The following is a 13146-nucleotide window of genomic DNA, read 5'->3' as shown; positions in this document are numbered from 1 at the left end:
TTGGGCATTAACTAGTGAATGAAACGTGGTCGTTATCGCGGGCATAATTTATTTGAAGCAACTGGGCTATCAGTTGTAGTATCTCATTCGCGTTTCGGGCGGTGAATGAGCCTGAAATAGTACGATTGGCTAACTGTGGATTTTCAATGACTACGGTCAAACCATAATTTTCGTGGAGCATATTGGCAATTTCCCGAAGGGATGTCAGCTCGAAAGTAAAGCGATGGTTTTTCCAGGATGCCATTGTTTCCGGATGGGCCGTCCGGGTCAGGGCCAGCCTTCCCTGCTGGTTTAGTACGGCCAGGTCACCAGGGTGCATCAGTAGTGGCCGTTCATTTTTTCGCTGACTGCTCAATCGAATACTACCCGACCGGAGTACTACCCGGGTGGCACGCTCCCGGCTGAATACCGTAAACTGCGTTCCAAGCACGAGTATATCTAACCCTTTGGGCGTCATCACGATAAAAGGCTGGTGATCGGGCAAGTGCCGGATTGAAAAGTCGGCCTCGCCGGCCAGTTCCACGGTTCTTGGATTTTGATAAGAAGCATCAGTAGGTAGTGTCCATTCACCAAAGCCGAACCGCAGGAAGCGAAGTGACGAGTTGGCGTTGAGTACGATGGTCGAACCATCTGATAAGGTCAGGCTTTGGATCTCACCAAAGCCCGTGCGAACGGTTTTATAAAACAGGACATCGCGAAACAGCCAACTGCAAACAGCCAGGGTCAGGAGTAAGGAAGCGGCTATGAGCCAGCTTCGGTTTATCCACTGCCTTAGTGTGCCTATTTTCCAGTGGTTTGGCTGTTGCTCCTCCTGAGGTTCGTCTGTCGAATCAGTCAGTCGCGACATTGTTTTTTCGTACGCATACTGCCAGTTGGCCGTTACCTGCAAACGGCTCATTTCCCATTCGTGCAGCCATTGATAGTATAATTCACGATTACCGGGCCCATCCAGCCAACTTTCAACGGACTTTTTCTGTAATGGGCTCACACGACCGGAGAAGTAATCGAACAAAACCGCTTTGTTAACAATATCGTCCATAAAGGGTGGTTGATTGTTGGACACGGGGAAGAGATTGTATGCTAGGAAAAGACGACAAAAAGGATTGATCCTATCGTCAGAAAGACTCGTCGTAGTTGTTGAAGGGCACGAGCCATATGCGCTTCTACGGTTTTGAGGGCTAAACCCAGTTCATCAGCGATCTCCTGATTTTTTCGATTTTCGAACCGGCTCATCAGAAATATTCGCTGACATTGCGGAGGTAATTCGTGAATCACTTTTTCTATCCGCTGAAACAGTTCATCATATTCAATGAGAGTCTGGGGCGTCTCGTCCAGCCGACCGTCGTCTACCTGATCGAGCGAAGAAGCGGTACGGTTACCTGTCAGTTCATCGCGCAGGTAATTGTGCGCTCTGTGTCGTACGGCTGCGTAGAGATAGGTTCGGTAGGTATGCTGAATCGTAGCATAGGCACCGGTTTTCCAGAGTTGATAAAAAACGTCGCCTACTATATCTTCGGCAACCTCCTGTGTGTACACAAAGCGTACGGCATGACTGCAAAGGGGCAGATAGTATAATCGGAATAGGGACTCAAACCCCTTTTCGGGCGAATTGGCAAAGGCCGAGCGGATAATATGCTCGTTGTCTACAACCTGAGTCGTGCGGTCATGCTCATTCACAGGCCGAATTGGGTCCCCTTGATTAAACAACGGTTGGCCTTTGGATCCAGTTATCATTGATTGGGCGGTCAGGTACTGGAATGACACGAATATAAAGACTTACCCTTAGTCTGATCTATAATTTTTTTATAAAAAATCCTGATTAGTTTATAGTCTGTAACCAGCACACAGTACGGAGATAGCCTGGTAAAGTAGCTACCTGTCTCAACGCAAGAAGCCGCCTTTGTGAAAACAAAGGCGGCTTCTTGCATTTTTGAACACGACTGTCCTGATTAGGATGGATGGCTATTTTTATTAGTACTCGTCGGTCTCCGTATCGTCCAATGCAGTCACAAAATCACGAAACTTACCTTTTGGGAGCCAATAGGCCAGCAAACCGGTATAGATGGCTGCCAGACCCACCGCCGTCCAGCCAACAACAGGTTGTTTTTTCATCTGCCGAGTGGCAATGCCCGAAAAGCCAGCCACAAAAGGCGCCATGTACCAGGGGTCGTTTAGCCGTCTGGCAATAAGGTAACCGGCTCCCGCTGTGGCTCCCAGAATACCCGCAGCAATGGGGCCGTCGTGCTCTTCGTCGGGTTTCCAGGCGTTGAGCGTCAACACGGTGTTTGGCGTTCCTACCACCGTGGCGGCTGTGAGCCAGCCAGTATACAGGCTAACGGGAATCCGCAGGTACTTTTCGGTTCCCGATACCTCTGTCTTGCCTATTTCCAGACTCTGATGCAGACCCAGCGCAGCCGGTAAATTGAGTTTCGTTGTTATATCCGAGATAACAATGCTTTGTGGATCATTCTGTGAGAAAAAACGCCCGAATAGGGCGTTCAGTGCCCAGCTGGCCCACCACCACGGCATTGCCTTACTATAGCGCGGGTTATTCTCTTCCGAAGGGAGTGACTGATGAACCATAAGGGCGGTTAGCCCGGTATAAATGGCCGACCAGACAGCCGCAAAGGTCCAGCCTGCCGGTACAATCAGGTTCTTTTCAAACACCTTTTCGTACTCAACCGGAACATCATATTCATAAGCCAGACCACCTTTTTCGGATTTTTCGCGTTCCTCGTTCTGCTGGCGTGACCGGTTGCTGGATACTGTTGTGTAAACAATACTACCAACAGCCAGTACCGCCGTAGCGATTCTCCAAAATGATGAGTTTTTCATGATGTTATCTAGTTAGGCTACTAACTCCTCTGCCTGTTCTTTTAATTTCCCCCCTTTTTCTTTCAACTCTTTGCCCTTTTCTTTTGCCTGCTGTGTAAGGTCGATAGCTTCATTTTTAGTCGATTTGTAGGAGTCGACTATACTGTTTAATAAAGTATTTGCGGTCGACGATAACGCATCCGATAGCGCATTTCCGGCCGATTTTGCTTTGCTGCCGGCTGATTTCGCTTTATACTTATAGCGGGCCTTTTTAAAATCGCTGGTGTTTTTGTACCCTATTGTCAGGGCAATACCGGCCAGCACGGCAATCCCGAACCCAACGGCCCAGGCTACTGATACGGAGTCCTCTTTTTCAGCATCAGGCTCTGGCTTCTGGGCCATTTTACCGCGCATAGCAGCCGCCATAGCCTCCTGAGGAGCTACGTAGGCCAGTATTTCATACGACTTATTTTTCAGGCCACCGGGCACGATTTTATTTTTACCGGCCATTACGGCTGCGTAGCCGTCTTTAGCTACCATGGCGGGGTCCTGAAGCTCGTCGGTTACTTTGGTGTTCTCTGCACCGGCTTTATTAAAGAAATCGGTGTCGGTAGCGTTTGGCAACAGTGCCGTAACTGTAACGTTAGTGTCTTTTAACTCATTGATGAGCGACTGCGTAAAATTATACACGTACGCTTTTGTACCGGCATACACCGCCATCAGGGGCGAAGGGGTGATGGACAACAGCGAAGCCAGGTTCAGAATCTTTCCTTCATTTCGGGCCAGCATGTCGTACAAAAAAAGCTTGGTCATCTGCGTCAGGGTCAACACGTTCAGATGAATCATAGCCTTTTCCCGCTCCCAGTCGGTATCGGTACCGAACATACCATACAGGCCAACCCCAGCATCGTTGACCAGTACATCGACGATAATATCTTTTGCCTTCACCTGGTCGTACACGTCCTGAGCTGCGTCTTCCTGCGACAGATCTTTACCGATAACGGTAATTTGCTGGGTGTCGTAATTACTTTTGAATACTTCGGCCAGCCGGTCCAGTTTATCATCACTACGGGCCACCAGCACTAAATTATAGCCATCCTGAGCAAAAAGTTTGGCAAGTTCCTGACCAATACCACTAGAGGCACCGGTAATCAGGGCTGTTTTTCCTATTCCTGCGTTCATAAAATGTAGTTGGTTGTTGTGTAAAAGTTTGTCTTTAATCAACAACAGGTAGGGAAAGTTGTTTTGACGGGGGCCGGTTTTTGATAAAGTCGGTGACCTGTTCCTGTTCGTGAAAGCATGATCTGTCGATTTACCACCGTACCGTGATCGTATAAGTGATGTCGGACAGCAGGATCTTAAATTCCGCGGATTCTTCTATTCCCCGCCGAACTGTCTGAAGCGTGGCAAAAAAGTGTGGAAAAATATACTCATATTTTGTAGAATGGTTCTACAGGTAATCACCAGTTCCTATAGACTGGAAAAAGGGTTGTTAGGAAATAAAACAGGATAATAGGTTGATAGTTAATGAATTGGTGCTTGGTTGTGGCCGGTTTGTAGGTTCCAAAAGGGAAGTGGCATAATATAAGCTATAGTGTTGGTAACAAACCAGCTACAGCTATGTGGTCTACTACACACTTTCCGGCGGCCATGCGTTCGCTAAATCCAAGTACCCGCGCCAAGGCAATAGAAATTGCTAATCAATTGACGGAGCTGGGGAAAATGGACAAGCAGCGCATTGTCATGATAAGCATTGACGAAGCTCGTCAATGGGCACGCCGGGAGTGGAACAGGCAGGACTGGCCGACTTCCAGTGTGAAACAGTACATATAGGCAGTTAAACGTAAAATCCATCATTGCTTTAGTAGAAAATCTACTCCAGGCAAAACGCATAATTCACTAATAACTGAAGATACTGGTCAGGCGTTGTCAGGTAGGCGTAACACCCGGCTGGTACGCTCTGGCCAGTATTTTTTATACCCTTATGGAAACACAATCAACAGCTAGTGAGTCACTGAAGAAAGTGCATGATATGATTGAGGACATTCGTATCGCAATGATGACAACGGTTGACGGGCAGGGAAATCTGGTGAGTCGCCCCATGGCGGTTGCTCAGGTTGACGAGCACAACGATATCTGGTTTTTTACCAAACGCTCCTCCCCCAAAGTCGACCAAATCGACCAGAACAAACAGCGGGTCAATATATCCCTGTCCGACGTTGATAACGCCGAGTACGTTTCGGTGTCAGGTACGGCGCACGAGTTGGAAGATCGGGCCAAAATTGATGAATTATGGAACCCAATGGTCAAAGCCTGGTTTCCAGAAGGAAAAGAAGATCCCGACCTTACCCTCCTTTCCGTACACATTGATATGGCCGAGTACTGGAGTGCGAGTGATAGTAAAATGGTTCGTCTATTCCAGCAGGCAACCGCTGCCGTGACGGGAAATCCGCCAAAAATGGGCGAGAACGAGAAGGTCTATAATTAGTTCTAGACTTGATAATGAAGGGGTAGTCAGACTGATGGTCTTAGCAGACAGGTCAGTTGGGCTACCCGTTTTTTGTTAGAGGTAGCTGCAAAAGAATGGACGTTCAGGTCGGCCTGAGTTCATACTGCTGTCCTGGTTGTAAACGAATCAGCCCTTCCTGTTTGTCAGGAAGGGCTGATTCGTTTACCCGTCTACTGTACCGGATCAAACCAGTCGGAACAGCATGGACGACCGGGGTTGTATCATGTAGGTCTCGCCCCCATCGAATGGATTACTGGTTGGGTGCACGGTACCCATAAACGTGTCGACCACTATTTCCCACTTCGAGTTTTTGCGACCAACTTCAGGAAGTTTAAACGGAACTTCGCCCCAATAGGCGTTCAGGATCCAGAGTAGTTGCTCGTCACCAATATCCTGCCCATCCTCTGTTCGCTCGGTTACGCGCTGTCCATCAATAAATAAGGCCAGACAGTGGGTGCGGGGGTTGTTGAAATCATCACCTGTCATTTCTCCCCCTTCGGGCAACAGGTAAGAAATCTGGTCGGTACCAAAGAAATGTCGTCGGCTCAGGAGTGGAATTTCCCGACGCAGTCGCATCAGTTTACTGGTGAACTCAAAAAGGTCTTTTTGCTTCTTGGTCCAGTTCCAGTCCATCCAGCTAAGCTCATTGTCCTGATTGTACACGTTGTTGTTGCCATTCTGCGTCCGTCCATACTCATCGCCCATCACCAGCATGGGTGTGCCCTGACTGAGCATGAGCGTTGTGAGGAAATTCCGCTTCTGCCGTTCGCGTAGTTCGTTGATTGCCGCTTTTTTGGTTGGGCCTTCCGCTCCGCAGTTCCAGCTTATATTATCGTTGCTGCCGTCCCGGTTATCTTCGCCGTTCGCATCGTTATGTTTTTCGTTGTAACTGACCAGGTCATTCAGCGTAAAGCCGTCGTGCGCCGTAATCAGGTTAATACTGTTGGCGGGGGAGCGGCCGTCATTGGCATACAGGTCGGGACTGCCCAGCAGCCGGGAAGCCGTTTCGGCGGCTTTCCCTTCGTGCGCTATCCAGAACGCCCGGATTGTATCGCGGTACTTACCATTCCATTCCGACCAGGTAACGGGAAAGCCGCCAACGTGGTAGGAATGAATGTCCCAGGGTTCGGCGATGAGTTTTACGGGAGCCAGAATGGGGTCCTGTGCCACCGTATCCAGAAAAGACGACACGCTGCCAAACTCCTCATCGGTACGGATTAGGGCCGAGGCCAGGTCGAACCGGAAACCATCAACGTGCATGTCCGTTACCCAATACCGCAGGCTGTCCATAACCATCTGCAACACGCGCGGATGGCTGAGGTTAAATGTGTTGCCCGTACCCGTATAATCCATATAATACTCCGGGCTGTCACCCACCTGGTGGTAGTACACCCGGTTGTCAATACCCTGAAAAGACAGCGTAGGACCCATCTGGTTTCCTTCGGCGGTGTGATTGTACACAACGTCCAGAATAACTTCGATACCGGCTTTGTGCAGGGCTTTAACCATCTGCTTAAACTCAGTAACCTGCTCACCATTCATTCCCGAGGAGGAATACGTATTCTGGGGCGCAAAGAAGCCGATGCTGTTATATCCCCAGTAACTTTCGTCGGAAAACTGATGAACGGGTAGCAGCTCGACGGCGGTAATACCCAGTTTTTTCAGGTAATCAATGCTTTCCGGAGCGGCTAGACCTGCATAGGTACCCCGAAGTGACTCCGGAATAGCTGTGTTCTGGTGCGTGAACCCTTTTACGTGCATTTCGTAGATAATAGACCGGTGCAGGGGAATATCGGGTAACGAGTCATCCTCCCAATCGAACGTTGTATCAACGACCACACTCTTGGGCATGGTAGCACCACTGTCTACCTCGCTTCTTTCCAGGTACACCTCCCGGCCAAACTCACGGGAAGTTGCTTTTGCAGCGTCATAACCCAGCCACGAATCATCATGATTGACCGGAGCATTGATAGCGCGCGCATACGGGTCGAGGAGCAGTTTATTCGGGTTGAAAAAATGGCCTGCCTGTGGATTATAGTCACCATCGACGCGATAGCCGTATAACTGGCCGGGGTGCAGGCCCTCCAGGTAAATATGCCAAACCAGCTCGGTCCGTTCAGTGAGGGGAATGCGGTCGGTTTCGCGGGTGGGGTCAGCGGCATCGTACAAACATAAATAAACAGCCGTGGCGTTTTCGCTGAACAACGCGAAGTTGATACCGTCACCGTCGTAGGTTGCTCCGCGTGGATAAGGTTTTCCTGGTTTTGATACTAGTTGATCCGATACTATTTGGTCAGAAGGGTCTCCTTCTTTAGACGTTTTGCTCATAAACAGCTTTGTAATTAAATTGGAATTCAGGGGGCAATAAGCTACTTCGCATTCAATGATAACGCATAGTATTCTTTAAATGTTTTTTCGCTGTGAGACACAAAAAAACCTGCCCTCACAGAGAGCAGGCTTTTCAATCCCACCATTCACTACACTGCCTGGGCCAAACGAGCCATTGTCGAATTGGCTGTGTCGATACTCTGCTTCTGGCGAAGCAACAGTTCCCGCGTACTGGCCGCTAAGTTCGTTTCCTGTAGTACCTTATTGTAGTCATTGAGTGCTTCCTGGTCACCCCGATGACATTCCCGTACTACCGTTTTATCATCATTACTGGTAAATGCCGATTTTATGTTTATCCAGGCCCGGTGCAAATCAGCCGTCAGGCTGGTGTCATTATCCGTATCGCCACCCAGAGCCCGTATTTCGCGGTCCAGTTCCTGAGCGAATTCGGCCCGCTGCTGTGATTGTTTCAGAAACAACGTTTTCAGTTCATTATCATCAACGTTGTCGGCTGCTTCTTTATAGCCTTCCTCAGCATCGTTGCTGAGCGTTAGTAATTTACCTAACTGGTCAATGATCTCTTCCCTCGTGTCATTCATGGTTACTATAGTTAAAAAGTTTAACGTGAGTGTACTACTTAATTTATGAGTTGAGTAAATCAGAAAGTGCAATTCATTATCGGCCTGCCTTTTCCACTGGTTTTATTGTTTTGATTTCGTTACTTCACTGGCCGATTTAACGATCTTTTTTTGTCCCTGTTCAATGACAAGGGCAGGCTCCTCATCAGAGCCTTTACGTTTGACTTTTGTTCCCTGTACGGTTTTTTCGACATCATCCGTGTGTACTTCGTCAATTATTCCCGTAGCTTTTCCTGTTCCGTATTTCCAGGTTACCTCGTTCCCTTCTTCCAGCTTTTCCATAGCGCACAACTGACTACTTGTTTGATAGGATTGTTTACCAGTTCGTTAAAAATAAAGGAGTAGTTAGGTAACGGTAATACCTCGCAGTCAGTCTATTCACCCAGTTTTCCATTCTTGGCATCCCGCTGCATCTTTTTACTGGCGAAGATGGCAATATCGACCCGGCGGTTTTTCTGACGGCCTACTTCCATTGAGTTGTCGGCAACGGGTTGTGATTCACCATATCCCTTCTCATCGACTCTTGATGCTTTCACGCCCTGAGATTCCAGAAAACTGGCTACGGCATCGGCCCGCTGTTTGGACAGTTTCAGGTTGTAGTCTTCAGGCCCTGTAGCATCGGCATGACCTTCAACCAGGATATCTGTCTCTTCTTCTTTGTTGAGTGTCTGCGAAAAGTCAGTCAACTGTTTCTTTGTCGCTGGCTTCAGCGCGTACGAATTAACATCGAACAGGATATCGGAGCCAAGCGAAACTTTTATGCCTTCGCCCACTCGTTCTACCTGTGCATCAGGCAGCTGCCGTTTTATCTCTTCTGCCCGTTTATCCATACGGCGGCCAATAACGGCACCGGCCGCTCCGCCAACGGTAGCACCCAGAATGGCGCCTAGGGCGGTGCCCCCCTTACTTTTACCGATCATACCACCAATAACGGCACCACCCGATGCTCCCACTATGGCACCCTTCTGGGTTTTGTTTAAGTTTTTTTCAGACTTACAACTAACTAAAATACCGCCTGAAAGTAAGCCAGCGGTTATGAGCACCGCCAGTGATTTCGTTCCGACTGATTTTAACTGATTGCCTTTGATAATCATAGTATCGTGAATGTTTGGTATTGATCAATACCACCCAAATGCTATACCAGTTTATCCCGTAGTTTTATTATTGATAAATTATTTGGTATAAAGAATTGGTATACAGTTAGTTGTGTTGCCGGAGTGTAAATCAGTTTTCAATATTAACTCAATTTAGTAAAGCGGGTTTGTAGAGTATTCGGGAATAAGGATGCCTACTAGTGTAGAATCGCTTCTACACTGATACGAATGAAAAACGCGCTCAATCAGAATGCTGTATTGAGTAATAATGTCGCTTTAAGAAGCAGGAACGGTTCAGTTTTTCGCCATTATTGACAGCAACCGGGAACCCAAATGGAGTCAAACGTAAAAAGCCCTCGTGAGAGGGCTTTCCGGTATAATGTAAAGGAGTGAAAAGGTAACGGCTATACGGCATCCACGCGGAAAGATACTTTGCAGATAACGCCGTACGAACTGATTTGCCCATCTTTTACGTGAGCCTTGATGTCTTTTACGTAAACGGAATCAATGTTGTGAATAGTTTTTGAGGTTTCAACAACGGCCATCCGTACGGCATCATCAATGCTTTTTTCTGACGATGCAATCACTTCAATAACTTTAACAATGGACATAATTTTAGGGGATTTAGGTAAGCAGGCCAGGTAGTGGGCCTGCTTACCTAACGGGCTAAAACAGTCGAATGTTTAACAACCTTCCTTTTGACAAGGGTTAGGGTAAAGGAATAAGCGACGTATTTTTAGCCCGTTGGATGGCTGAAAATACAGGTATACCGGCCGCTTTTTCGGTGTTGATGGGGTGCGCTGGCTTTTCTGCAACATTGTGTTTTAGCCGTATATTTGCGTAAATGGCTGAAATTGACAAATAGGTAAGCAAAAACTCCTCTTTTAGTTGCTATATGGCCCAATCCCTTTTCGACCAGTTCCGCCGGTCTCCGATAACGTCCTCATTTGCTCCCGCTGCCAAAGCCGAGAGCCTGCGGGTTCAGCTTTGTTTCGATGCCGACGGAAGTTACGTTCAACTCCTGAATCAACGCGGCACCGTTGTAGAGCCCGATTATCAGGCATACAGCGGGTCACTTCGGAATTTGTTACGAGCCATGCAGCAACTCCGCGAACGAAACGGATTTGTGATCGACTGGGAGAATCCGGCAGCCCAGCTATACCTGCATCAGCACGCCTATCTGCTGGACTACATTCGTAATTGTCCGGACGTTATCGACGAACGAAACCAGCCTGTAACGTTCCCCCGTGAAACCGGCCAGCTACGACTTCAGATACAAGCCACCACCAATGCATCGGCAACAGAGGCCAAGCCAGCCGATACTGTGCTGGAAGCCGGTATACGGCTTTATGTGGCGGGGCAGTATGAAGATGATTTCCTGCTGCTGAATGAAGACAATGTGCTATCGAATGGTCGCGTTGTAACGATCGATGAAGTGGGACCGGCCTTTAACCGGGTGCCCCTGTTTGATACATCTCTGGCGGTTGCCGACCTCACAAAGTACCTCTCACTGGCCCTGTCGAACCTGGATAATGTGCAGGTCGAGTACGAAAATTACCGGCTGCTGACCACCGATACCGAGCCAATTATGGCTCAGCCCTGCCTGATTTTCGAGAAAATCGACGCTGACCAGTCGCTTTATGTACGGGTGACGCAGCAACTGCCCCAAACCGATGCGGGGTTTCTGGACGAGTTCGATTTGTACCGCTATGCCGACATTAACCCGCTCGAACGAACCATTTCGGTTCGGATTGTGGAACGGCAACCGCTGGCCCGGCTTATCGATACTGTTACCCAGTTGGTGGAGAAACATACCGTGCGGGAAAAAGGTCGCCGGAAATCGCAGGGGCAGTACATCGTGGAGGGTAATTTGCTGGTGTTGCCACAGGATGTGGCGGGGGCGTTTATTTATCAGGAACTGCCGCAGTTACTGGAAACTTTTCAGTTATTCGGGGCCGAAAAACTGAAACAGTACCGCATCAGCACCTATCCCCCCCGCCTAAATCTGCAGCTGAGTCATGGTATCGACTTTCTGGAGGGTGATGCAACCATCAGTTTCGGGGAGCAGCAAGTGAGTTTGCTCGACGTAATCCGGCAGTATAATCAGCAACGCTACGTGCAATTGTCGGACGGTAGCCATGCGCTGGTGAACGAAACTTACATTCGTAAACTCGAACGGCTGTTCCAGAAAAGTAAAAAAGACAAAGTCAAACTCTCCTTCTTCGATTTACCCCTGGCCGAAGGGCTTCTGGACGAGGCTGTTGCCGAAGCGACCTTCAAAAAGTCACGCGCTTTCTTTGCGGGTTTTAACGAACTGGCCAGTAAAAAGCCCAAAACCGCTTCGGTGGAAGCTACCCTCCGGCCGTATCAGAAACGGGGTGTTCAGTGGCTCGAACACCTGCACGAATACCAGCTCAACGGTTGCCTGGCCGATGATATGGGCCTGGGCAAAACGCTGCAGACCATCACGCTGCTCTCCCGGTTTTACCCTGCAGAAACGCTCCCTACGCTGGTGGTAATGCCCAAAAGCCTGCTGTTCAACTGGCAGAAGGAGGTGGAGCGATTTAGTCCGCAGTTAACGACCTATACCTACTACGCCGATACCCGGAATCTGGATGAGGCCTGTAGCCGAAACCTTGTTTTTACGACTTACGCCCTAATGCGGAACGACATCGAGAAGTTTCGCGAACGCTCGTTCTTCTACGTCATTCTGGACGAGTCGCAGAACATTAAAAACCTACAGTCGCAGGCGAGCCGGGCGGTGGTGTTGCTCGATGCCAAACATAGGCTGGCCCTGAGTGGTACGCCTATAGAAAACAACCTGTCGGAACTGTATTCGCTGTTTCGGTTTCTGAATCCGGCCATGTTCGGATCGGCCGAGCAGTTTGGGCAGCATTACCTGAACCCGATTCAGAAACACAATGACCCCGATGTGATTGATGAACTGCGGAAGAAGATTTACCCCTTCGTACTTCGGCGATTGAAAAAGAACGTGCTGACCGAACTGCCCGACAAGATTGAACAGACGCTGTACATCGAAATGTCCGACGCGCAACGGCGATTTTATGAGCAGCGACGGCGGTTTTACAAGGAAAATATCGAGCGGCAAATTGCCGAGAAAGGGCTGGAACAAAGTCAGTTTTTTGTGTTTCAGGCGTTCAACGAACTCCGCCAGATTGCCAGTATTCCCGAAGCCAAATCGGATGGAAAAGTGGAGTCGCCCAAAGTAGAAACGCTGGTTGAACAATTGATCGACGCAGCCGCCAACGGCCACAAAGTGCTCGTATTCGTCAACTACCTGGCCGCCCTTGAACGGATCGGCGAGCAGTTGGATATCCAGGGCATCGACTACGTCAGCATGAGCGGCTCCACCCGCGACCGGCAGCGACTGGTGGAGCGGTTTCAGAACGACCCGTCCTGTAAAGTGTTTCTGATGACCCTCAAAACCGGTGGTACGGGGCTCAACCTCACAGCCGCCGATATGGTATTCATTTTCGATCCCTGGTGGAACAAAGCGGCCGAAAATCAGGCTATCGACCGGAGCCACCGGATTGGGCAGAGTCGGAAAGTGATGGCGTATAAAATGATCACGCAGGGCACCATCGAAGAAAAAATCATGCAGTTGCAGGAGAAGAAAGCCGCTCTGTTCGACGCCGTTATCAGTGCCGATGCATCGGCCTTAAAATCGTTCACCGAGTCGGATATCGCCTTTATGCTAGGATAAGTTTGTGATTATTTTGTAGTCATTCATGGTCATTGATTG

At 49.0% G+C, this 13146-nt stretch carries 12 protein-coding genes; 3 read left to right on the top strand and 9 right to left on the bottom strand.

The window, feature by feature from the left end; genetic code table 11:
* Positions 1-7: 7 nt before the first annotated feature.
* From B157_RS0105965 to B157_RS0105950, 4 genes are all read right to left on the bottom strand, one after another.
* Entirely contained in the window at positions 8-1039 is a 1032-nt protein-coding gene (locus B157_RS0105965) for a FecR family protein (protein ID WP_020602457.1), read from the bottom strand.
* Between the two features lie 41 nt (positions 1040-1080).
* Positions 1081-1677 carry an RNA polymerase sigma-70 factor gene (locus tag B157_RS0105960; RefSeq protein WP_245565033.1) on the bottom strand — a complete coding sequence of 199 codons (597 nt, stop codon included), beginning with the start codon at positions 1675-1677 and terminating at the stop codon, positions 1081-1083.
* Between the two features lie 294 nt (positions 1678-1971).
* Positions 1972-2835 carry a tryptophan-rich sensory protein gene (locus B157_RS0105955; protein ID WP_020602455.1) on the bottom strand — a complete coding sequence of 288 codons (864 nt, stop codon included), beginning with the start codon at positions 2833-2835 and terminating at the stop codon, positions 1972-1974.
* Between the two features lie 12 nt (positions 2836-2847).
* On the bottom strand, positions 2848-3996 hold the full coding sequence (locus tag B157_RS0105950) for an SDR family NAD(P)-dependent oxidoreductase (protein WP_020602454.1): 1149 nt from the start codon (positions 3994-3996) through the stop codon (positions 2848-2850).
* Positions 3997-4434: 438 nt separating this feature from the next.
* On the opposite strand from B157_RS0105950, the gene B157_RS0105945 reads away from it, so the two are divergent.
* Together B157_RS0105945 and B157_RS0105940 are read left to right on the top strand one after the other, a co-directional pair.
* Positions 4435-4647 (top strand): DUF2188 domain-containing protein, encoded by a 213-nt coding sequence (locus B157_RS0105945; RefSeq protein WP_020602453.1) that lies wholly within the window; start codon positions 4435-4437, stop codon positions 4645-4647.
* Positions 4648-4798: 151 nt separating this feature from the next.
* Positions 4799-5302, top strand: coding sequence for a pyridoxamine 5'-phosphate oxidase family protein (locus B157_RS0105940; protein ID WP_026308524.1), 504 nt, complete (start codon positions 4799-4801; stop codon positions 5300-5302).
* A gap of 204 nt (positions 5303-5506) precedes the next feature.
* On the opposite strand, the gene glgX is transcribed toward B157_RS0105940, so the two are convergent.
* From glgX to B157_RS0105915, 5 genes are all read right to left on the bottom strand, one after another.
* Positions 5507-7651: a glycogen debranching protein GlgX gene (glgX, locus tag B157_RS0105935; protein WP_020602451.1), complete on the bottom strand. Its 2145-nt coding sequence runs from the start codon at positions 7649-7651 to the stop codon at positions 5507-5509.
* A 149-nt stretch (positions 7652-7800) separates the two neighbouring features.
* Positions 7801-8250, bottom strand: a complete 450-nt coding sequence (locus B157_RS0105930; RefSeq protein ID WP_020602450.1) for a ferritin-like domain-containing protein — start codon at positions 8248-8250, stop codon at positions 7801-7803.
* 102 nt (positions 8251-8352) lie between these two features.
* The gene (locus tag B157_RS0105925; protein WP_020602449.1) at positions 8353-8571 is read right to left on the bottom strand and encodes a hypervirulence associated TUDOR domain-containing protein; all 219 of its coding nucleotides are present in this window, start codon (positions 8569-8571) and stop codon (positions 8353-8355) included.
* 92 nt (positions 8572-8663) lie between these two features.
* A complete protein-coding gene (locus B157_RS0105920; protein WP_020602448.1) occupies positions 8664-9383 on the bottom strand; it encodes a YiaD family glycine zipper/OmpA-like lipoprotein in 720 nt (239 codons plus the stop codon).
* Positions 9384-9787: 404 nt separating this feature from the next.
* Entirely contained in the window at positions 9788-9994 is a 207-nt protein-coding gene (locus tag B157_RS0105915; protein WP_020602447.1) for a dodecin family protein, read from the bottom strand.
* Positions 9995-10278: 284 nt separating this feature from the next.
* Between B157_RS0105915 and B157_RS0105910 the strand changes: the two genes are divergently transcribed.
* Entirely contained in the window at positions 10279-13107 is a 2829-nt protein-coding gene (locus tag B157_RS0105910; protein WP_020602445.1) for a DEAD/DEAH box helicase, read from the top strand.
* The last annotated feature ends 39 nt before the right edge of the window (positions 13108-13146 follow it).

The organism is Spirosoma spitsbergense DSM 19989 (assembly GCF_000374085.1).
GTDB classification, from domain to species: Bacteria; Bacteroidota; Bacteroidia; order Cytophagales; family Spirosomataceae; genus Spirosoma; species Spirosoma spitsbergense.
This window is presented reverse-complemented; position numbering and strand designations above follow the sequence as displayed.